18 protein-coding genes and 1 riboswitch are annotated in these 21,349 nt (G+C 70.5%); of the genes, 5 read left to right on the forward strand and 13 right to left on the reverse strand.

From position 1 onward, the window contains the following. Positions 1-104: 104 nt before the first annotated feature. Positions 105-965, reverse strand: coding sequence for a thioesterase family protein (locus ACFWI4_RS34925; protein WP_385400223.1), 861 nt, complete (start codon positions 963-965; stop codon positions 105-107). A 184-nt stretch (positions 966-1,149) separates the two neighbouring features. Between ACFWI4_RS34925 and ACFWI4_RS34930 the strand changes: the two genes are divergently transcribed. Beyond that, positions 1,150-2,496, forward strand: coding sequence for an alpha/beta hydrolase (locus tag ACFWI4_RS34930; RefSeq protein WP_387204755.1), 1,347 nt, complete (start codon positions 1,150-1,152; stop codon positions 2,494-2,496). On the opposite strand, the gene ACFWI4_RS34935 is transcribed toward ACFWI4_RS34930, so the two are convergent. From ACFWI4_RS34935 to ACFWI4_RS34980, 10 genes are all read right to left on the reverse strand, one after another. Then, positions 2,396-3,061, reverse strand: a complete 666-nt coding sequence (locus ACFWI4_RS34935; RefSeq protein WP_385400228.1) for a trimeric intracellular cation channel family protein — start codon at positions 3,059-3,061, stop codon at positions 2,396-2,398. The two genes, ACFWI4_RS34930 and ACFWI4_RS34935, sit on opposite strands and share 101 nt — an antisense overlap. A gap of 47 nt (positions 3,062-3,108) precedes the next feature. Continuing rightward, the gene (locus ACFWI4_RS34940; protein ID WP_387204758.1) at positions 3,109-4,500 is read right to left on the reverse strand and encodes a M1 family metallopeptidase; all 1,392 of its coding nucleotides are present in this window, start codon (positions 4,498-4,500) and stop codon (positions 3,109-3,111) included. 107 nt (positions 4,501-4,607) lie between these two features. After that, entirely contained in the window at positions 4,608-5,960 is a 1,353-nt protein-coding gene (locus tag ACFWI4_RS34945) for an ABC transporter ATP-binding protein (RefSeq protein ID WP_387204761.1), read from the reverse strand. Beyond that, a complete protein-coding gene (locus tag ACFWI4_RS34950) occupies positions 5,957-7,054 on the reverse strand; it encodes an ABC transporter ATP-binding protein (protein WP_385400234.1) in 1,098 nt (365 codons plus the stop codon). Before ACFWI4_RS34950 ends, ACFWI4_RS34945 begins: the two co-directional genes overlap by 4 nt. After that, positions 7,051-8,058 carry an ABC transporter permease gene (locus ACFWI4_RS34955; RefSeq protein ID WP_385400236.1) on the reverse strand — a complete coding sequence of 336 codons (1,008 nt, stop codon included), beginning with the start codon at positions 8,056-8,058 and terminating at the stop codon, positions 7,051-7,053. The genes ACFWI4_RS34950 and ACFWI4_RS34955 overlap by 4 nt, the downstream gene beginning before the upstream one ends. 69 nt (positions 8,059-8,127) lie before the next feature. Next, a complete protein-coding gene (locus tag ACFWI4_RS34960; RefSeq protein WP_387204766.1) occupies positions 8,128-9,900 on the reverse strand; it encodes an ABC transporter substrate-binding protein in 1,773 nt (590 codons plus the stop codon). A gap of 38 nt (positions 9,901-9,938) precedes the next feature. After that, on the reverse strand, positions 9,939-10,937 hold the full coding sequence (locus tag ACFWI4_RS34965) for an ABC transporter permease (RefSeq protein WP_387204769.1): 999 nt from the start codon (positions 10,935-10,937) through the stop codon (positions 9,939-9,941). Positions 10,938-11,414: 477 nt separating this feature from the next. Next, positions 11,415-12,215: an enhanced serine sensitivity protein SseB C-terminal domain-containing protein gene (locus ACFWI4_RS34970; protein ID WP_385400243.1), complete on the reverse strand. Its 801-nt coding sequence runs from the start codon at positions 12,213-12,215 to the stop codon at positions 11,415-11,417. Between the two features lie 226 nt (positions 12,216-12,441). Further along, complete coding sequence (locus ACFWI4_RS34975; RefSeq protein ID WP_385400246.1) at positions 12,442-13,218, reverse strand: enhanced serine sensitivity protein SseB C-terminal domain-containing protein; 777 nt, start codon at positions 13,216-13,218, stop codon at positions 12,442-12,444. A gap of 137 nt (positions 13,219-13,355) precedes the next feature. After that, on the reverse strand, positions 13,356-14,069 hold the full coding sequence (locus tag ACFWI4_RS34980; protein WP_387204773.1) for an AAA family ATPase: 714 nt from the start codon (positions 14,067-14,069) through the stop codon (positions 13,356-13,358). Between the two features lie 151 nt (positions 14,070-14,220). Next, positions 14,221-14,317: riboswitch (glycine riboswitch) on the forward strand. A 146-nt stretch (positions 14,318-14,463) separates the two neighbouring features. Between ACFWI4_RS34980 and gcvT the strand changes: the two genes are divergently transcribed. The 4 genes from gcvT to ACFWI4_RS35000 all read left to right on the forward strand — a co-directional run bounded on the left by gcvT (position 14,464) and on the right by ACFWI4_RS35000 (position 18,933). After that, positions 14,464-15,597 carry a glycine cleavage system aminomethyltransferase GcvT gene (gene gcvT / locus ACFWI4_RS34985; protein WP_385400252.1) on the forward strand — a complete coding sequence of 378 codons (1,134 nt, stop codon included), beginning with the start codon at positions 14,464-14,466 and terminating at the stop codon, positions 15,595-15,597. Between the two features lie 154 nt (positions 15,598-15,751). Further along, entirely contained in the window at positions 15,752-16,129 is a 378-nt protein-coding gene (gene gcvH, locus ACFWI4_RS34990) for a glycine cleavage system protein GcvH (RefSeq protein WP_387204776.1), read from the forward strand. A gap of 12 nt (positions 16,130-16,141) precedes the next feature. After that, positions 16,142-17,401: a serine hydroxymethyltransferase gene (glyA, locus tag ACFWI4_RS34995; RefSeq protein WP_387204779.1), complete on the forward strand. Its 1,260-nt coding sequence runs from the start codon at positions 16,142-16,144 to the stop codon at positions 17,399-17,401. A 164-nt stretch (positions 17,402-17,565) separates the two neighbouring features. After that, positions 17,566-18,933 (forward strand): L-serine ammonia-lyase, encoded by a 1,368-nt coding sequence (locus ACFWI4_RS35000; protein WP_385400257.1) that lies wholly within the window; start codon positions 17,566-17,568, stop codon positions 18,931-18,933. Positions 18,934-18,996: 63 nt separating this feature from the next. Here ACFWI4_RS35000 and ACFWI4_RS35005 read toward each other — a convergent pair whose 3' ends face one another. Further along, positions 18,997-20,286, reverse strand: a complete 1,290-nt coding sequence (locus tag ACFWI4_RS35005) for a hypothetical protein (protein ID WP_387204783.1) — start codon at positions 20,284-20,286, stop codon at positions 18,997-18,999. Next, positions 20,283-21,332: an aspartate-semialdehyde dehydrogenase gene (locus ACFWI4_RS35010; protein ID WP_387204786.1), complete on the reverse strand. Its 1,050-nt coding sequence runs from the start codon at positions 21,330-21,332 to the stop codon at positions 20,283-20,285. The genes ACFWI4_RS35005 and ACFWI4_RS35010 overlap by 4 nt, the downstream gene beginning before the upstream one ends. Positions 21,333-21,349: the final 17 nt, after the last annotated feature.

Here is a 21,349-nt window from a genome sequence, read left to right on the forward strand (position 1 = left end):
GCCCGCAGGGCCGGGGCGGCCGGGCCTGTGGGCAGGGCCGGGGCGGCCGGGCCTGTGGGCAGGGCCGGGGCGGCCGGGCCGAAGGCCCTCGGGAGTCGCGCAGGTCAGGCCAGTCGGGCGCGGGCGAGTTGCCTGGACTGGGCGACCAGGCGGTCGGCGCTGTCCCAGACCTCCGCGTCCTCCTCCAGGAAGCCCCCGGCGAGATTGCGGGTGGTGATCGAGACGCGCAGCGGGCCGGGCGCCGGGCGGCAGCGCACGTGCACGGTCAGCTCGACGGTCGGGACCCAGCCGGACAGGCCGATCTCGAAGGCCGTGGGCGGCAGCGCGTCCACCGCGAGGAGCAGCGAGAGCGGATCCGCGTCGCGGCCGTCGGCGAGGCCGAACCACGACCGCATCTCGCCCTTGCCGGACGGGGCGCCGAGCGCCCAGCCGAGGGTCGCGGGGTCGAGCTTGAGGAACAGCCGGTCGGTGATGGCCGAGCTGCCGGGGATCGGGGCGGGGGCGTCCTGCGGACCGAAGCACTGGTCCATGGGCGGGATCGCCGGCGGCACCGCGGTCGTGCGCACGTCGTCGGGCAGCGCGTCGAGGTCGCCGTAGGAGGCGAGCACGCGGATCCGCTCGACCTCGCGGCCCTGGTCGTCGTACTGGAAGAGGGAGGCCTGCCCGGTCGACAGCGTCCGGCCGGTGCGCACGACATCGGTGCGGATCACCGCGGGGCCCGGCTGGGACGCGGTGAGATAGTGGGCGGAGACGGTGAACGGGTCGGAGTGCGGGAGGGCGTCGGCGAGGGCGCGGCCGAGGACGGCCAGCAGATAGCCGCCGTTGACGGCGGTGATGATCGTCCACCCGGCGGAGAGGTCGACGTCGTAGACGCCGGCCCCGCGCGGGGTGACGGCGGTGTCCCGGTCGAACTCGCTGTCGCCGATCGTGGCCCGTACGGCCTGTACCGAAGCTGCTTCTGCCATGCGTGAACCGTACAACAAGTGATTACTAAGCGGTAGCTTTTGTGACGGCGACCGCATCGGTCCCCTGCTTCCGGGCCGCCCGGACCCCCGGGCTACCGGCCATCCAGGTGAGGATTCGGCAATTTCTTGTTAAGTGTCCGCAATCATCCGTGACCAATCGGTCCCGGATCTCCTCTGATGGGACATGAGCCTCACCGGGACGACGTTCCTTCTGACCTGCTTCGTGCTGTGCGCGTTCGCACTCCTGCTGCCCCTGGTCCTGTGGTCCCGGGTGCCCGGACCGGCGCCCGTGCGCGCCGCGAGCCGGCTTCTGATGCTGCTGTTCGCCCAGGGCACGGCGATCAGCCTGGTGTTCGTCCTCGTGAACAACGCCAACAACCTGTACGACAACTGGGCCGATCTCCTCGGCACGGGCAACCACGTCCAGCAGGCCGCCGACCTCGGCGTGGACGGCACCGGAGGGATCTCGCTGAAGACCCTGCCGAGGGTACGGCAGGTCTTCCGGCCGGCCGACGGACCGCACATGCGGCAGGCCGGCGGTGTGCGCGTCACCGACCTGAGGGGACGCGTGTCGGGGGTGAACGCCGAGGTCTACGTCTGGCTGCCGCCGCAGTACGACCAGCCCGCCTATCGGCACCGGAAGTTCCCCGTCGTGGAACTGTTCTCGGGATATCCGGGCTCCGCCAAGGCGTGGTTCGGATCCGCCCATGTGCACGAGCAGCTGCGGCCGATGATGCTCGACGGACGCATCGCGCCGTTCATCCTGGTCGCGCCGCGCACCAACCTGCTCGCCCGCGCGGACACCGGCTGCGCGAACATCCCCGGGACGGTGAACGCCGACAGCTGGCTCAGCATCGACGTGCCGCGGATGATCACGGACAACTTCCGGGCCGAGTCCGGCGCGGCCGGCTGGGCCACGGCCGGATACTCGGCCGGGGCGCACTGCGCCACCAAGCTGGCCGTCGCCCACCCCGACCGCTACCGGGCCGCGGTCAGCATGTCCGGCTACAACGACCCCAAGGGTGAACGCAGTTCACTCGCCGGACGCAGCCCCGAACTGCGCCGTCTGAACAACCCCTACCTGCTGCTGCGCGCCGACCGCGTCCCCCCTCGGATCGGCCTCTACTTCTCCGGCGAGTCCGGTGACGGGTACCAGGCGGCCGCGGCGATCCAGGCGATCGCCAAACCGCCGACGTCCGTGGACGTGGTGCTGCTGCCGCGCAGCGCGGGCGGTCACGACATGGGACTGTGGCGGCCCCAGGTGCCGGAGGTGTTCCGCTGGCTGACCGAGCAGTTCGACTCCGGGCACAGGGCTCCCGCGCGCGTGGGAGGCACCCTGGGCAGGACGCGCACGGCCCCGGGTACGACGGGGGGACGCGACGGCACGGCCACCACCGCGGGTGCCGGCACGACGGCCACCACCGACCGGATCAGGAGCTCTCGTCCTCGCGTACCGTCGAGCGCCGGTTCCACGCGCGCGGAGCTCGCCAGTGGTACCGCATCGCGAACAGGCGCAGCACGAAAGCCGTGACGATGGCGAGGCCGCTGGTGAACGGGGTGAGCGCGTCGTAGCGGATGCACAGGACGACCATGGTGGCGCCGACGATCGCGGGGACCGCGTAGAGGTCGCGGTCCCAGCGCAGCAGCGAGGGGACCTCGTTGGCGAGGACGTCCCGCAGCACACCGCCGCCCACGGCGGTCGCGAGGCCGAGGGCGGCGGAGGCGGTCAGACCGAGCCCGTAGTCGTACGCCTTGACGGTGCCGGTGACGCAGAACAGTCCGAGCCCGGCCGCGTCGAAGACGTTCACCCCGACCTGGATGCGTTCCACCTGCGGGTGCAGGAAGAACACGAGCAGGGCGGCGACGAGCGGTGTGGTGAAGTACCCCAGGTCGGTGAAGGCCGCCGGGGGTACCGCACCGATGATGATGTCGCGCAGCAGCCCTCCGCCCAGCGCGGTGATCTCCGCGAGGACGGCGATCCCGAAGACGTCGAAGTTCTTGCGGACGGCCAGCAGGGCGCCCGAGATCGCGAAGACGAAGATGCCGATCAGGTCGAGCGTGTGCTGGACGGAGGGGCTGAACAGTTGCTGGAACACCCCCACATTCTCTCCTGCCGCGGGGTGTGCGCCTTACGAAGGAAGGGTCAGAGGGCGGGCTTGCCTGTGGTGAACAGCCAGGTCCGGAAGAGATCGTCGAGCTGCTGCCCGGAGACCTTCTCGGCCAGGGCGATGAAGTCGGCGGTGCTCGCGTTGCCGTAGCGGTGCAGCTTCGTCCACGCGGGCAGCAGCTTGAAGAACGCGGTGTCGCCGATGCGCTCGCGCAGCATCTGGAGCGTCATCGCGCCCCGCTGGTAGACCGCGGAGGCGAACATGGTGTCCCGCTGCGGGTCGGCGACCGTGGTCTGCCAGAAGGAGGAGTCCGCGGGCCGCTGGTCGTACCCGGCGAGGAACGAGTCGTGGGCGGAGCGGGTGCCCTTGTGCTCGGCCCACAGCCACTGGGCGTAGGTCGCGAAGCCCTCGTTCAGCCAGACGTCCTTCCAGTGCGCCACCGAGACGGAGTCGCCGAACCACTGGTGGGCCAGCTCGTGCACGATGGTCGTCTCCGAGCGCACCGCGGAGTACGCGGGCTTCGACTGGACCTCCAGCGAGAACCCGGCCTCGGGCATGTCGTCGACGATGGCCCCGGTCTCCTCGAACGGGTACGGCCCGAACACCTGCGACCAGTAGTCGGTGGCCTCGGCGGTGACGGCGTACACGTCGACGCTGTTGCTGTTGGCCAGCACCGGGTCGATGGCGACGTAGATCGGCGTCCCGGCCGGGGTCTTCCCGGTCCGCACGTCGAACTTCCCGATGGTCGCGGTCGCGAGGTAGGTGGCCATGGGCCGGCTCTCGCGCCAGTGCGTGACCGTCTCGGCGCCCCGGTCGCGGGTCGATATCAGGCGTCCGTTGGAGACCGCCGTCAGGCCCTTGGGCGCCGTGATGCGGATGTCGTAGGTCGCCTTGTCGGAGGGGTGGTCGCTGGAGGGGAACCAGGTGGAGGCGGCGTTGGGCTCGCAGGCGACGAAGACGCCGTCCGCGGTCTTCATCCAGCCGTAGTCGGAACCGAAGACGATCGGGCCGTTCAGGGGCTCGGGGACGCCGCCGTAGGTGACGGTGACGGTGAAGTCCTTGCCCCGGGCCAGCGGGCCGCGCGGGGTGATGTGGATCTCGTCGCCCTCCCGCGTGAAGCGGGCCTTTCTGCCGTTCACCTCGATCCTCGTGACGTCCAGCTTCTGGAGGTCGAGGTCGAAGGCGGAGAGGTTCTGGGTGGCGCGGGCGGTGAGGGTGGTCCGGCCGTCGAGGCGGTCGGTGTCGGGGTTGTACGCCGCGTCCAGGGCGTAGTGGCGGGCGTCGAAGCCGCCGTTGCCGAGCTGGGGGAAGTACGGGTCGCCGATGCCGTCCGCGCCGGGGGTGGGGGCGGAGGAGGCGGCGAGAAGGAAGAAGGAGGCCGCCGCGGTGGCGAGCGAGCCTAAACGTGCCGAACGGGAGAGTGCCATTTCGCGTCCCTTTCGTACGTGTGCCGATCGTTTCCGATCAGACGGACACGCAGGACTCTGCACTCTCCCGTTCGGGCATGTTCATGACTTTGCCAAGTCGTCACGGCCTACTTGCCGGTTGACTCCTGACGATCGGCTTCCGCGGCCTCGGAGTCCGACGCGGAGCCGGCCTCCTCGGTGGCAGCCTCCTCGGTGGCGGCGGCCTCGGCGGGCGCCTCCTCGGTGGCGGCGGCCTCGGCGGGCGCCTCCTCGGTGGTGGCGGCCTCCTCGTCCTCGGCGGCGAGCTCGGCCGGAGCCTTGCCCGACACCTCGGCGGACTCCACACCGGAGACCAGCTCGACGGCCTCGCGGGCGGCCGAGAGCAGGACGACGTCCTGCGGAGCCTGGTCCGGGGCGTTCTCCGGGTGGTGACAGGCGACCTGCTGGCCGGGCTTCAGCTCGATGAGCGGCGGCTCGGTGGTCTTGCAGACCTGCGTGGCCTTCCAGCACCGGGTGTGGAACCGGCAGCCGCTCGGCGGCGCGATCGGCGAGGGAACGTCACCCTTGAGCAGGATCCGCTCGCTCTTGGCACCGCGGCGCTTGGGGTCCGGCACCGGCACGGCCGACATCAGGGCCTTGGTGTACGGGTGCATCGGCGCCTCGTACAGCGAGGAGCGGTCGGCGAGCTCGACGATCTTGCCGAGGTACATCACCGCGATGCGGTCCGAGACATGGCGCACGACCGAGAGGTCGTGAGCGATGATCACGTACGTCAGCCCGAGCTCGGACTGGAGGTCGTCCATCAGGTTGACGACCTGCGCCTGGATGGACACGTCGAGCGCCGAGACCGGCTCGTCCGCCACGACGAGCTTCGGCTTCAGGGCGAGCGCGCGGGCGATGCCGATGCGCTGGCGCTGACCGCCGGAGAACTCGTGCGGGTAGCGGTTGTAGTGCTCGGGGCTCAGACCCACCAGCTCCAGGAGCCGCTGGACCTCCTTCTTCACACCGCCCTCGGGCTCGACGTTCTGGAGCCGGAACGGCGCCGAGACGATCGAGCCGATGGTGTGACGGGGGTTCAGCGACCCGTACGGGTCCTGGAAGATCATCTGGATGTCACGGCGCATCGGACGCATCTTCGAGGCGCTGAGCCGGGTGATGTCCCGGCCCTCGAACTCGATGGTGCCGCCGGTCGGGTCCTGGAGACGGGTGATGACCCGGCCCATGGTCGACTTGCCGCAGCCGGACTCGCCGACGACGCCGAGCGTCTCGCCCTTGCGGACCTCGAAGTCGATGCCGTCGACGGCCTTGACCGCGCCGACCTGACGCTGGAGAACGCCCTTCCGGATGGGGAAGTGCTTCTGGAGCCCCTGGACCCGGAGGAGGACCTCACTGCTCTCCGAGGACTTGGCGCGGTGCGCGGGAGCCGCGGCCTGCTGCGGGATCACCGCGCCGGCGCCGTCCTTCTTGTTGTTCTCACTCACAGCTTCGGCGCAATCTCTTCGGTCCAGATCCGCGTGCGGTCCTCCTGCGAGAGGTGGCAGGCGGTGTAGTGGCCGCTGCCGATCAGCTGCAGTTCGGGACGCACGGTGCGGGTGACATCGCCCTTGGGCAGGTCCGCGTACGGGCAGCGCGGGTGGAAGGCACAGCCCGAGGGGACGTTGATGAGGCTCGGCGGCTGGCCCTTGACGGGGATGAGCCGGTCGGACGTCTCACGGTCGATACGGGGCATCGAGCCGAGCAGACCCCAGGTGTAGGGGTGCTGCGGCTGCTCGAAGACCCGGTCGACGGAGCCGCGCTCCACGCACCGGCCGCCGTACATCACGAGGACGTCGTCGGCGATCTCGGCCACGACACCCAGGTCGTGGGTGATCAGGACGACCGCGGAGCCGAACTCCTTCTGCAGGTCGCGGATGAGGTCGAGGATCTGCGCCTGGACGGTGACGTCGAGGGCGGTCGTCGGCTCGTCCGCGATCAGCAGCTCGGGGTTGTTGACGAGCGCCATGGCGATCATCGCGCGCTGACGCATACCGCCCGAGAACTCGTGCGGGTAGCTGTCGACGCGCTTGCCCGGCTCCGGGATGCCCACGCGGTCGAGCATCTCGATCGCCCGCGTGCGGGCGACCTTCTTGCTGACCTTGTGGTGGGTGCGGTACGCCTCCACGATCTGGTTGCCGATCGTGTAGTACGGGTGCATCGCCGACAGCGGGTCCTGGAAGATCATCGCCATCTCGCGGCCGCGGAGCTTGCGCACCTCGTCCGGGTCGGCGTTGACCAGTTCCTTGCCGCCGAGCCAGATCTCGCCCGACATCTGGACGTTCTTGCCACGCGCGCCGAGGCGGTGCAGGCCCATGATCGCCAGCGAGGTCACGGACTTGCCGGAACCCGACTCGCCCACGACGCAGAGGGTCTTGCCCTTCTCCACCGAGAAGCTGAGCCCGTCGACGGACTTGACCAGACCGTCGTCGGTGGGGAAGTGGACCTTGAGGTCACGCACTTCGAGGAAGGCGCTCGGGGCGTCCGAGGGCGAGGAGACGGGCTCGCCGACCGCGGCGCCGGTCTTTGACAGTTCGGTCACGAGAGCCTCACCCGCGGGTCGGCGGCTGCGTAGAGCATGTCCACCAGAAGATTTGCTATGACAACGAAGAAGGCGGCGAGAAGGGTCACGCCGAGGATCTGCGGCAGGTCGTTGTCCGTGATGCCGTCCACCGCGTACTCACCGACACCGTGCAGAGAGAACACGCTCTCGGTGATCACGGCCCCGCCGAGCAGCAGACCGAGGTCCATGCCGAAGACGGTGATGATCGGGGTGAGGGCGGCGCGCAGTCCGTGCCGGACCACGACCTTCCTCTCGCGCAGGCCCTTGGCGCGGGCCGTGCGGATGAAGTCCTCGTTCATCGTCTCCAGCATGCCCGAGCGGGTGAGCCGCGCGTAGATGGCGGAGTACAGGAGAGCGAGTGAACACCACGCGGGGAAGAGGGTGTTGGCCCACTGCGCGGGGTTGTCCATGAACGGGACGTAGGTGCGGCCGAAGATCGGCCACTTGTAGGTGAAGAGCAGCAGCGCCAGGTTGCCCGTGAAGAACATGGGCAGCGAGACACCGGCGAGCGCGACGCCCATGAACGTGCGGTCGAAGAACGAGCGCGGCTTGAGCGCGGAGATCACACCGACGGCCACACCCGACACCAGCCACATCACCGCGGCACCCGCGGCGAGCGACAGGGTGATCGGCAGGCGCGAGGTCAGCTGCGGCCAGACGGCCTGGTGCGTCTTGAAGGAGTACCCGAAGCACGGCGCGTCACAGTGCACCGTGGTGGGGCCCAGGTCATAGGTGGCGCCGCTGACGATCCCCTTGATGAAGTGCCAGTACTGGACGTAGACGGGCTGGTCCAGACCGAGGTTGTGCTTGACCGCGAGAATGTCGGCCTTCGTCGGGCTCTTCCCGATGTACTGCTGCGCGAGCTGGTCGGCGGTCTGGCCGGCCAGTCGTGGCAGCAGGAAGAAGATGGCGAAGGTGACCGCGGAGACGACCAGGAGCAGGATCGCTGCCGCTGCCGTCCGACGGAGGATGTACGAGATCACGGGGATCGGCGCTGGTGCCCGCGGGCTGTTGAGCCCGCGGGCACCAATGCCTTCACCTGCCTTCCGGGGCTACTTCTTCGTGGTGCCGATGTTGAGGTAGTCGTACTGACCGCTGAAGGCGGCCGAGGAGACCAGGTTCGTCGCGTACTGCGGCCGGGCCAGCAGAACCTTGAAGTAGGTCAGCGGCACGAGGACGGCGTCGTCCATGGTCTTCTTGTCGATCTCGGTGTACAGGGCGTTGCGAGCGGTGTCGTCCTGCGTACCGATCGCCTTCTCCAGGAGGGAGTTGACGTCCTTGTTGTTGTACTGCGACAGGTTGGTGTTACCCGACTGACCGATCGCGGAGCCGTTCAGGATCTGCTGCAGGAAGCCGTAGCCGGAAGGCCAGTCGGCACCCCACTGCATCATGATCAGGCCGATGTTCTGCTTCTCGGTGAACTTCGGGACACCCGCGTAGTCGGTGAAGTACTTGCCCGACGGGTACTGCTTCAGGGTCGCGTTGATGCCGGCGGCCTTCAGCGAGTTGATGATCGCCGTGGCGGCGTCGATCTCCTGCGGACGGTCGCTGCGCGCCGAGATGTTGGTGCTGATGGTCGACTTGCCGCAGGCCTTGAGCTGGTCCTTGGCCTTGGCCGCGTCACCCTTGTTGCCGGCGGACGCGTAGACGTCCGACTTGGCGTAGCCCGGGATGTCCGGGGGGAGAACCGTGGAGGCGATGTCGCCACGGATCGGGCCGCCCTCGGCGGTCTGCACCGAGACCTTGTCGATCGCGTACTGGACGGCCTTGCGGCACGCCACGTTGTCGAACGGCTTCACCTTGGTGTTGATCGCCATGTAGACGAGACGGCCACCGTAGGTGTTGTCCGTGTTGGCCTTCTTGGCGGAGTCCGTGAGGAGCTGCGCCTGGGTCGCGGCCTGGACACCGCCACCACCGAGGTCGATCGCGTCGCCCGCGAGGACGTCCTTGTCGATCGTCTCGGCGTTGACCTTCAGGTTGACGACGATCTTGTCCGGGTACTGCTTGCGCAGCGGGTCGGTCTTCGCGTCCCAGTTCTCGTTGCGCACGAGGACGGCCTGCTTGCCGTCCTGGTAGCTCTGGAACTTGTAGGAGCCCGAGGACACGATGTTCTTGACGTAGTCGACGCCGTTGTCCTTGGCCTGCGGGACCGGAGCGGTCTGCGGCGAGGCGACGAGGTAGTCGAACTCCTGGAAGGCCGTCTTCAGGTGGAAGACGATCGTCGAGTCGTCGGGGGTCGCGATCGAGTCGAGGCCCTTGCCGCTCTTGTCCTTGTACGGACCCTTGTACTTGTCGCCGCCCACGAGGAACTGCTGGAAGTAGTTCGGGCCGAGGGAGAGCACGTCACGCGCGAAGTTGGAGCGCTCGACCGCGTACTTGACGTCCTTGGACGTGATCGCGGTGCCGTCCTGGTACTTCACACCCGTACGCAGCTTGTACGTCCAGGTCTTGCCGCCGTCGCTCGGGACGCCCTTGCCGGCCGCGAGGTCCGGGACGAGGGTGTTGCCCTTCGAGCCGGCGCCGGGCTGGAACGTCATCAGCGGACGGGCGTACAGACGGCTCAGGTTGTACATGAACGCGTAGTACGTGTTGCCCGGGTCGAAGGAGTCCGGCACGTCCGAGTACTCGTACGTGACCGTGCCCCCCTTCTTCGTGGAGGCGTTGACCATGTCCGTGGTCGCTGCGTTGGCACCGGCCGACTTCGTGGTGTCGTTGTTCTTGTTGTCATCGGCCTTGCTGCAGCCTGCAACAAGCAGGCTGGCGGAGCCGATGGCCGCGATGGCGGCCAGCGTAGACCTACGCATGATGGGCGGGTTCCCCTCCATTGTCGGAAACTTGGTGGTCTCTCGGTGAGCGGCAGGCATCAGCGGCTGCGCGGGTCGAGAGCGTCGCGGAGACCGTCGCCGAGCAGGTTGAAGGCGAGGACGGTCACGAAGATGGCGAGGCCGGGCACGATCATGAACTGCGGGTCGACCTGGTAGTAGGTGACCGCTTCACGGAGCATGCCGCCCCAGGAGGCCTGCGGGGGCTGGATGCCGACACCGAGGAAGCTGAGGGACGCCTCGAAGAGGATGTTGGTCGGGATGAGCAGCGTCGAGTAGACGATGATCGGGCCGACCAGGTTGGGGAGCAGCTCCCGGAAGACGATGTACGGGCCCTTGGCGCCCATGCCCCGGGAGGCGTCCACGAATTCCCGCTCACGCAGGGCGAGCGTCTGGCCCCGGACGATACGGCCGAGGTAGGGCCAGTTGAAGAAGCCGATGACGAAGATCAGCACGCTGAGGTGGAGCGGGAGCCCTTCGAGGCCGAACGCGCCGCCCTGGAGGGTGGCGGAGATGGCGATCGCGAAGAGCAGCAGCGGGAAGGCGAGGAAGGTGTCCATCAGGCGGCTGATGATCGAGTCGACGCGGCCGCCGTAGAAGCCCGCGACGACGCCGAGGATCGCGCCGATCACGTTCGACAGGATGGTGGCGCCGAAGGCGACCACCAGCGAGACCCAGGAGCCCTCCAGGACACGGGTGGCGAGGTCGCGGCCGAACTTCGGGTCCACACCGAGGGGGTGGTCCATGCTCATGCCGCCCATGCCGCCCGTGGGCAGGGAGGTGTTGGGGTCGATCAGGTCCTGGTGGAAGGCGTTGGGGTCGAGCCCCAGCATCGCCTGGACGGGCCGGGCGAGGATCGCCACGACGATGAGCAGAACGACGATGACACCGCCGGCGACCGCCACCTTGTCGCGCTTGAAGCGCGTCCAGGCGATCTGTCCCAGCGAACGGCCCTCGATCTGCCCCTTGCCGGCTCCGGCGAGCACAGCCTCTGGCTGCGCTTCCGTTGCCGTCGCGGTGGTCTCGATCGGTGCGGTCACAGTGACCCGACCCCTCTCGCCGGTGGTGACCGGCCTACGCCTGCCGCTGTCTGCGGCTTGGTTCACTTGCTAGCCGGGGGGGTTGACCGCAGATGGTGCGGTCCGATGACCCGGCTGATGATTCGACTTGCGCTCGTTCACAGGATCGAAGACCCCGTGCCTGTTGGGGGAGTCTTCAGTGCTGCCACGATCAGGTGCCAGGCCTCATGGGGAATGTATGCGCAACCGTGATGCTTGTTGTGGGATTCCGTTATCCGAACAGTGGGTAACAGGAGTCGGACGACTGCCAATTGACACCAGAGTGGCCAGACGGGCCTTACGGGTGCGAAGTCCCGCCAAAGCGGGACATTTGACACATACGTCCGCTTCCCCGCAGGTCAGCAGCATGGGGCGCACGACACGTGAAGGCCGTGTGCAGGCTCATGATGCCAGCCGTTCTCGCACTGACATCCGAGAGGTCCGCGATTCGGGACGCTCTCAGTAGCCGCCACGGACCGGTGGATAGCCGTAACCGCCCGCTGTCGGAGCCTGCGCCGGGGCCGCGTGGGCCTCCCGGTCGTAGAACGGGCGTGCGTTCGCGCGCAGCCACATCGCCACCGGGTCGAACTCGTCCGACATCGCGACGGTGGAGACCGGAAGCCCGTCCGGGACCGCGCCGATCGACCGCTGCATCATCGCCCGCACCGAGTCGACGGCGGGCGGCGAGGTGTCGTAGACGTCGAGGCCGATGGCCAGATAGGGCGCCCCGAGGGCGGGTTGGACCCAGGCGCGGCGCAACGAGCGCACGGCCGGGGTCAGATGGGCGTTCTGCGTGATCAGGGCGTAGAACTGCGGGATCTCGATGGCGGGTTCGGACAGCCGGAGCGGGCCGGCCGGCTGGCGCTCCAGGCCCGTGGCGATCCGGCGCAGATCCAGCCAGGGCACGCCGAGGCCGCCGCCGGGGGCGTGCGGATTGAGCCAGAGCCCGAACTGGTCGGGATACAGCGTCCGGGCCACGTCCAGCGCGTCCACGACCTCGTAGCTGCGGTTCCAGCCGCTGGCCGAGAGCTCCTGGGCCGAGGTGACACAGGGCGCGTACCCGAAGCCGTCGACGGACATGTTCCCGTACTGGGCGTCCGGGGAGCCGGCCTGGCCGTGCCACAGGAGCATCCACACCTGGCCGGACGACGGGGTCGCGAGCGCGCGAAGGAGCGCCTCGTAGGCGTCGTAACGCCCGGGAGTCACCTGGCGCAGCATGTGCTCGACCTGCCCGGCCGCGGCCGTGCCCGACGCGCTCACCCTCAACCGCCCCTTCGCGAACAATTCACGACGAACTCATCCCTTACGCCCGAGACGCCGCTCACCGGTAGGGGTCGGCACCTCATCCAGGCCATGAAACCAGCTTATGCGGCGATCGTGCTCCGCCGGGGGAACCGGGAAGGAGCCGGAAACCGCCGCACCGGTCGGCCCGGACCCCGTGGAACGGCCCGGCTCCCCCGCCCGGCCGCCCCGGCACGGCCGTCGTTCAGTGACCGTGCTGGTAGAAGGGGCGCACCCGGTCCCGCATCCAGTCGCCGACCGGGTCCTGCGCCACGTCGAGCAGGACCAGGTTCACCGGAACGTTCACCGGGACGCGGCCGAGGGCGCGGCCCAGGGCGTCCAGCGGCAGCGCGCGGGCGTCGCCCTCCCACACCGCCAGCTCGACGCCGATGAACATGACCGGCTCGTCGCCCTCGATGCTGGCCAGACAGCGGCGGGCGCTCACCACGACGCCCGTCGCGGCGAACTCCGCCGAGGCCGCGGCCAGGAAGTCCATCGGGTCGTCCTGCCAGTCGGGCTCGAAGAGCCGCACCCGGCCGCCGGTGGCCGACCCGTCCAGCTCGGTCCGCCCGGCCCGGCACAGCTCGGCGACGGCCGGCGGCGGCAGCGGCACGCCGACCACGCCGTCGGGGTTCACGGCGAGGCCCACCTGCGGCGGGAGCCCGCGGGCGAACTCCACGGCGGGCGCGATCGTGAACGACATGTGCGTGCCCACGACCTGGCGGAACTGCTCCTCGGAGCTGAAGACCGGCACGTACACCAGGCCCCCGATGTCCATCGTGGGCAGATCGAGCGCGCCGCTCTGCGGGCCCCCGCCGTTGGGCAGCGGCACCCACACGAAGCTGCGGGCGAGCACTTCGACGATACGAGCGGCCGCCGAGGGCCCCGCGGGCACACCGAGGGAGGAGGACAACACCTCCTCCAGTTCGTTGCCGGGCCAGCCGCCGTGCGGCTGGGGGTGCGCCTGTACCGGAAAGTCCATCTGTCTACCGTCCGCTTCGAACCACTGTTCCGGCTGGAAAGGTTAGGGCCTGTCCGGCGGATCGGGTCGGCGCGAGCCCCCCGGACCCGCGTCTTCGGCCCGGTCCGCCGGACGGGCCCACGGGCCGCCGGCGCCCGTCATCGGCCGAAGTCGATCCTGCGCAGCACGTCCGCCGCGTCCCGGTCGATCAGCACCGCCGAGCGGCAGCCCTCGGGCAGGTCCCCCCGCTCGGCGGCGCGCAGCAGCCGGGCGGCAGCGCCGCGATGACGGGCGAAGGCGTAGCGCGAGACGCCCCGGCCTCGTTCGCGCTGGCCCTCCAGGGCGGTGCCGGGGGTGACGTCGAGCAGGAGCAGGTGCAGCGCTCCGCCGCGGCGCCGTGCCTCGCGGGCCAGCCAGCGGCGCACCCATGCCTGCGTACCGCAGTCGTGCACGACGAGTCCGCCGCCCGCGCGCAGGGCGCGGCGCAGACCGGCGTAGTGCGCGAGGCGGACCAGGGGCCGGTAGAGCGCGTACGGCAGCAGTCCGGCCATCCGGCCGTCCCAGCGGTCGCGGGTGTCCTGCGAGTCGACGCGCGGGCCCCGCACCGCCCGCCGCATCAGCGTCGACTTGCCGCTGCCGGGCAGTCCGGTGACCACGACGAGGTCGCGGGCGCCGAAGCGCAGACCGTGCGGGCTGTGCCCGACCCGGTCGCGCAGATCCCGTACGACGGCCGCCGGACGCCGTCCGCGGGCCCGCCGGGCCGGTGCGCCGGGCTGCTCGGGCAGGGCGAGACCCGAGGTCGTCGCGTACGCCGTGATCCTGTCCACCGTGGCCGTCCTCCCCTTGGACGTGGACTCCATCTCCTCGGACATGGAGTTCCCTCTCCCCCGAGTGTAAAGAGAAGGTAATGCCCGCCGCTTCTCCTTTCCGTGCACGGACCGCCACAGCCGTGTCACAGATGGCGGGCTGCCGTGATCGGGGAACGCGTGCGATGATGGCCGCGCCAACTGCATACCGGCCGCTTGAATCCGCGCGGGAGAGTCCTGGGTACGTGTACCCGGGCGCCGAAGGAGCAAGTCCCTCCCTTGAATCTCTCAGGCCCCGTTACCGCGCGGGCGAGGCACATCTGAAAAGCGGGCCGCGCTTCGTGGCTCCACCCAAGGTGCAAGTCGGGACCACCGTTTCGAGGGGTCCTGATGAACCTCTCAGGTTCCGATGACAGATGGGGAGGAACGACCTCGCCGTCATGCCTTGGGAGCCAGACCGATGAGCAGCAACGCACCCCGTCACACCGCGCTCGATGCCCTGCACCGTTCGCTCGGCGCGACCATGACCGACTTCGCGGGCTGGGACATGCCCCTGCGCTACGGCTCGGAGCGTGACGAGCACGTCGCCGTCCGTACGAAGGCCGGCCTCTTCGACCTCTCCCACATGGGCGAGATCACCGTCACCGGACCGCAGGCGGCGGCTCTCCTGAACCACGCGCTGGTCGGCAACATCGCCACCGTCGGCGTCGGCCGCGCCCGCTACACCATGATCTGCCAGGAGGACGGCGGCATCCTGGACGACCTGATCGTCTACCGCCTGGCCGAGCACGAAGCCGGGTCCTCTCACTACATGGTCGTCGCCAACGCCTCCAACGCCCAGGTGGTGCTGGACGCGCTGACCGAGCGCGCCGCCGGTTTCGACGCCGTGGTGCGCGACGACCGTGACGCCTACGCGCTGATCGCCGTGCAGGGCCCCGAGTCCCCCGGCATCCTCAAGGCGGTCACCGACGCCGACCTCGACGGCCTGAAGTACTACGCGGGCCTGCCGGGCACCGTGGCCGGCGTCCCGGCCCTGATCGCCCGCACCGGCTACACCGGCGAGGACGGCTTCGAGCTGTTCGTCGCCCCCGCCGACGCCGAGAAGGTCTGGCAGGCGCTCACCGACGCGGGCACCCCCGCCGGTCTCGTGCCCTGCGGTCTTTCCTGCCGCGACACGCTGCGCCTGGAGGCGGGCATGCCGCTGTACGGGCACGAGCTGACCACCTCACTGACCCCCTTCGACGCCGGTCTCGGCCGGGTCGTGAAGTTCGAGAAGGACGGCGACTTCGTGGGGCGCTCGGCGCTGGAGGCGGCCGCCGCCCGTGCCGAGCAGAACCCGCCGCGGGTCCTCGTCGGCCTGATCGCCGAGGGACGCCGGGTGCCGCGCGCCGGTTACGCGGTCGTCTCCGGCGGCGAGGTGATCGGCGAGATCACCTCCGGCGCCCCCTCCCCCACGCTGGGCAAGCCGATCGCCATGGCCTACGTCGACGCCGCGCACGCCGCGCCGGGCACCGCCGGTGTGGGCGTGGACATCCGGGGCAGCCACGAACCGTACGAGGTCGTGGCGCTGCCGTTCTACAAGCGCCAGAAGTGACACCGGTCCGCACCGGACACGACACGGACGCCCGCCGGCGCCGGCCCTGACGGGTGCCCCTCGCCGGGCCCCCGGACGTGACCCTGGGCACATCCGCCCGGTCACCCACGCTTCCCTCCATCAGCACTCCACCGCGTACAGGAGAATTCAGGCCATGAGCAACCCCCAGCAGCTGCGTTACAGCAAGGAGCACGAGTGGCTGTCCGTCGCCGAGGACGGCGTCGCGACGGTCGGCATCACCGAGTTCGCGGCCAGCGCGCTCGGCGATGTGGTCTACGCCCAGCTCCCGGAGGTCGGTGACACGGTGACCGCGGGCGAGTCCTGCGGCGAGCTGGAGTCGACCAAGTCGGTCAGCGACCTGTACTCCCCGGTGAACGGCGAGGTCGTCGAGGCCAACCAGGACGTCGCGGACGACCCGGCCCTGGTCAACTCCGCTCCCTTCGAGGGCGGTTGGCTGTTCAAGGTGCGCGTCGCCGACGAGCCCGAGGACCTGATGTCCGCCGACGAGTACACCGCCTTCACGGCCGGCTGAGGAGTCACCCGCATGTCGCTTATGAACACCCCTCTGCACGAGCTCGACCCGGACGTCGCCGCCGCCGTCGACGCCGAGCTGCACCGCCAGCAGTCCACGCTGGAGATGATCGCCTCGGAGAACTTCGCTCCGGTCGCGGTCATGGAGGCCCAGGGCTCGGTCCTGACCAACAAGTACGCCGAGGGCTACCCGGGCCGCCGCTACTACGGCGGCTGCGAGCACGTCGACGTGGCCGAGCAGATCGCCATCGACCGGGTCAAGGACCTGTTCGGTGCCGAGTACGCCAACGTGCAGCCCCACTCGGGCGCCTCCGCCAACCAGGCCGCGCTGTTCGCGCTGGCCAAGCCCGGGGACACCATCCTCGGCCTGGACCTGGCGCACGGCGGCCACCTGACCCACGGCATGCGCCTGAACTTCTCCGGCAAGCAGTTCGACGTGGTCGCGTACCACGTGGACGAGGCCGGGCTGGTCGACATGGCCGAGGTCGAGCGCCTCGCCAAGGAGCACCGCCCCAAGGTCATCATCGCGGGCTGGTCGGCGTACCCGCGCCAGCTGGACTTCGCCGAGTTCCGCCGGATCGCGGACGAGGTCGAGGCCTTCCTGTGGGTCGACATGGCCCACTTCGCGGGTCTGGTCGCGGCGGGTCTGCACCCGAACCCGGTCCCGTACGCGGACGTGGTCACCTCCACCACGCACAAGACGCTCGGCGGCCCGCGCGGCGGGATCATCCTGGCGAAGAAGGACTTCGCGAAGAAGCTGAACTCCTCGGTCTTCCCGGGCTTCCAGGGCGGCCCCCTGGAGCACGTGATCGCTGCCAAGGCCGTCTCCTTCAAGGTCGCCGCCTCGGACGACTTCAAGGAGCGCCAGCAGCGGACGCTGGACGGCGCGCGCATCCTGGCCGAGCGTCTGGTCCAGGACGACGTCAAGGCCGTCGGCGTGGACGTCCTGTCCGGGGGCACCGACGTGCACCTGGTCCTGGTCGACCTGCGCAACTCCGCGCTGGACGGGCAGCAGGCCGAGGACCGCCTCCACGAGGTCGGCATCACGGTCAACCGCAACGCCATCCCGAACGACCCGCGCCCGCCGATGGTCACCTCCGGCCTGCGCATCGGCACGCCCGCCCTCGCCACCCGCGGCTTCACGGCCGAGGACTTCACCGAGGTCGCGGACATCATCGCCGAGACGCTGAAGCCGGCCTACGACACGGAGTCCCTGAAGGCCCGTGTGTCCGCTCTGGCCGACAAGCACCCGTTGTACCCCGGCCTGAAGTAGTTTCGTAGGCATTTCGCCATATGTTTTTCACCCGTACGGTCTGTATTCGTACGGACATCCGGGGCACCGCGCACACTGGAAGCAGAGCGCGGTGCCCCGTTCCATGCAGTCCCGCACCACCTCCACCGGACAACGGCGTCCGGTGAAACCAGCAAGGAGTTCCCGTGGCCATCTCGGTCTTCGACCTGTTCTCGATCGGCATCGGCCCGTCCAGCTCCCACACGGTGGGTCCGATGCGTGCCGCGCGCATGTTCGCGCGGCGGCTGCGCAACGAGGACCTGCTGGCCCCCGTCGCGTCGATACGCGCCGAGCTGTACGGCTCACTGGGCGCGACCGGCCACGGCCACGGCACGCCCAAGGCGGTGCTGCTCGGCCTGGAGGGCGCCTCTCCCCGCACGGTGGACGTCGAGGGCGCCGACGAGCGGGTCGAGCAGATCAAGGCCTCGGGCCGGATCCGGCTGCTCGGCGAGCACGAGATCGACTTCTCCTTCGACGACGACCTCGTCCTGCACCGCCGCAAGGCCCTGCCGTACCACGCCAACGGCATGACGATCTTCGCGTACGACGCCTCGGGCGAGCTCGTCCTGGAGAAGACGTACTACTCGGTCGGCGGCGGCTTCGTGGTCGACGAGGACGCGGTCGGCGAGGACCGCATCAAGCTCGACGACACGGTCCTGAAGTACCCGTTCCGCACCGGCGACGAGCTGCTGCGGCTCACCAAGGAGACCGGCCTGTCGATCTCCGCGCTGATGCTGGAGAACGAGCGGGCCTGGCGCACCGAGGAGGAGATCCGCGAGGGGCTCCTCGGGATCTGGCGCGTGATGCAGGCCTGCGTCTCGCGCGGCATGACCCGCGAGGGCATCCTGCCCGGCGGTCTCAAGGTCCGCCGCCGTGCCCCCCTCTCCGCCCGCCAGCTGCGCGCCGAGGGCGACCCGCTGGCCCACGCGATGGAGTGGATCACCCTCTACGCGATGGCGGTCAACGAGGAGAACGCGGCGGGCGGCCGGGTCGTCACCGCCCCCACCAACGGCGCGGCGGGCATCATCCCCGCGGTCCTGCACTACTACATCAACTTCGTGCCGGGCGCCGACGAGGACGGGGTCGTACGGTTCCTGCTCGCGGCCGGGGCGATCGGCATGCTGTTCAAGGAGAACGCCTCCATCTCGGGCGCCGAGGTCGGCTGCCAGGGCGAGGTCGGCTCGGCCTGCTCCATGGCGGCCGGAGCGCTCGCCGAGGTGCTGGGCGGCAGCCCCGAGCAGGTCGAGAACGCCGCCGAGATCGGTATGGAGCACAACCTCGGCCTGACCTGCGACCCGGTCGGCGGCCTGGTCCAGATCCCGTGCATCGAGCGCAACGGCATGGCCGCGGTGAAGGCCGTGACGGCCGCCCGGATGGCCATGCGCGGCGACGGCTCGCACCTGGTCTCCCTCGACAAGGTCATCAAGACCATGAAGGAGACCGGCGCCGACATGAGCGTCAAGTACAAGGAGACGGCCCGGGGCGGGCTCGCGGTCAACATCATCGAGTGCTGACCCGGCGCGGGCCACGCCCGGCGTGCTCTGGGTGCCGTTCGTCCGTCCCGGCCGGCCCCCCGCTCAGTCCGGGCAGTCGTCCTCCGGGACGGAGAGCGGGACGGAGAGCGGGGCGGGGTCGGCAAGGGGCGCCGGGGCGGAGGCCGCGCCCACCAGGACGTCGCTGTGCGGGGAGCGAGGCTTGGCGGGCGGGTGAACCGCCGCTGCCGGGGTGTCCGGGGCGGCCGGGTACAGCAGGCCGTGCCGTCTGCGGGCCTCGGCCGCGGCCTCGGCGCGCGGCACCAGGGTGTGCTCGGCCCGGCCGTCCGCCCGCAGCGTGGTGACCAGGCACAGACCCCCGAGGAGCCGTGCCGTGCGCATGTGCCGGGCCGTTCCCCGCGCCCCGGCGGGCACCGCGAGACACACCTCGCTGGCGGTGTCGAACTCGGTGACCGTCAGTCCCTCGGCCACCAGCCGTCCGCCCGCCGACCGGCGCTCCCGGCCGGACCGGAAGCACCACACGTCGCTGTCCTTGTGCACGACGACCGCGGCGGCCGCGGGCCCCGTTCCGACGGCCGTGCCGCCCTTCGGGCCCCCGCTCCAGGGAAAGGGCCGGCACAGCACCCGCACACCGGCCCGCTCCGCCCAGTCCACGGCGCCCTCGTGGACGACCTTGGCGCCGTGCCGGGACATCCGGCGCACCCCCTCGTAGCTGATCCGCGCCAGGGTGCGGGCCTCCGGCACGAGGTGGGGGTCGGCGGTGCACACCCCGGGCACGTCGGAGAAGAGCTCGCAGGTGTCCGCGCCGAGGCTCGCGGCCGTCGCCACCGCGGAGAGGTCCGAGCTGTTGCGGCCCAGCATCACGGTCCGCCCGGCCGCGTCGACGGCCTGCCCGCCCGGGACGACGGCGACCGGGCAGTCCGCCAGGGCTCCGGCCAGCGCCCCGGGACTGGCCGAGATCAGCTCCGCCCGGTCCCCCGGCCCCCGGGCGAGGAGCCCGGTGGCCGCCGCGGGCAGGGGGCACCCGGGCACGCCCTCGGCGTCCAGGGCGGCCGCGAGCAGTGCGACGCTCACCGTCTCGCCCGCGGTGAGGAGCATCGCGGCGGCGCGGGCGGGCGGGTCGGCGGCCAGGGCGTCCAGGGTCTGCTGGAGTCTGCCCGTCGTCCCGGACATCGCGCTGACCACGACGACCAGCGGTCTCCCCGCCTCGGCCCGGCGGCGTGCCGCGTACCGGGCCACCCGGCGGTAGCCGTCGAGGTCGGCGAAGGCGGAGCCGCCGAACTTCAGCACCAGCGGCCGGGCGCCCGGCACGGAACCGGCGCTCACGCCCGGCGCCGTACCGGCCGTCACGCCCGGCGCGGGACGGGCCGTCATCCCAGCCACCCGTTCTTCACGGCGAGCGCGACGATGTCGAGCGCGTTCAGCGCGGCCCCCACCCACAGGTTGTCGGCGACCACCCAGAAGGCGAGCGCCCTCGCGTCCTCCGGCTCGACCCGGACGCGGCCGACGTGGACCAGCGCGCGGTCCTCGCGCCGGGCGAAGACGGTACGGGGCATGGGGTACGAGGGGCTGTCGGAGCGGCGGTGGACGCGCAGGCCGGGGGTCGCGGCCAGGGCCTCCTCGACCGAGGCGGTGGTGACCGGCTCGCGCAGCCGCAGGTGCACGGCCTCGGAGTGGCAGTCGAAGACCGGCACCCGCACCGCGGTGGCGCTCACCCGCAGGTCCGGCAGGCCCAGGATCCTGCGCGGTTCACGGAGGAGCTTGCGTTCCTCGTGGGTGAACCCGTCCTCGTCCTGAAGGCCGATCTCGGGCACGAGGTTGAAGGCCAGCGGCTGCCCGAACCGTCCGCCGGAGGCGCCCTGCGCGCCGGGGTCGTCCAGGACGGCCCTCGACCCGTCGGCCAGTTCCCGCAGACCGCGGGTCCCGCCTCCGGACGCCGCCTGGTAGGTCGCCACCACGACGCTCTCCAGACCGGCCAGTCCCTGCACCGGGTGCAGGGCGCGCACCAGCTGGATGGTCGAGCAGTTGGGGTTGGCCACCAGGCCCGAGGCGGGCCGGTCGTCGAGCGCGCCGGGATTGACCTGGGGCACCACGAGCGGGACGTCGGGGCGCATCCGGAACGCCGAGCTGTTGTCGACGACCAGGACCCCGGCCGAGGCCAGCCGTTCCGCCTCCCGGGCGCTGACCTCCGCGCCGGCGGAGAAGACGGCGACGTCCAGACCCCGGGGGTCGAGAGCGTCCAGGGTGACCAGGTCCGCCAGGGGCAGGGACAGTCCCAGCTCGGAGCCCAGATCCCGGCCGACGCTGCGGGCCGATGCCACCGGCACCACCTGTTCCACGGGCACGATCCCGCCGTCGAGCAGGGCCAGGCATTCCCGGCCCACCGCTCCGGTGGCGCCCACTACCGCGATGCGCAGCATTCCGGTCCTCCGGTCGC

Source organism: Streptomyces sp. NPDC127038 (genome assembly GCF_042725875.1).
GTDB lineage: Bacteria > Actinomycetota > Actinomycetes > Streptomycetales > Streptomycetaceae > Streptomyces.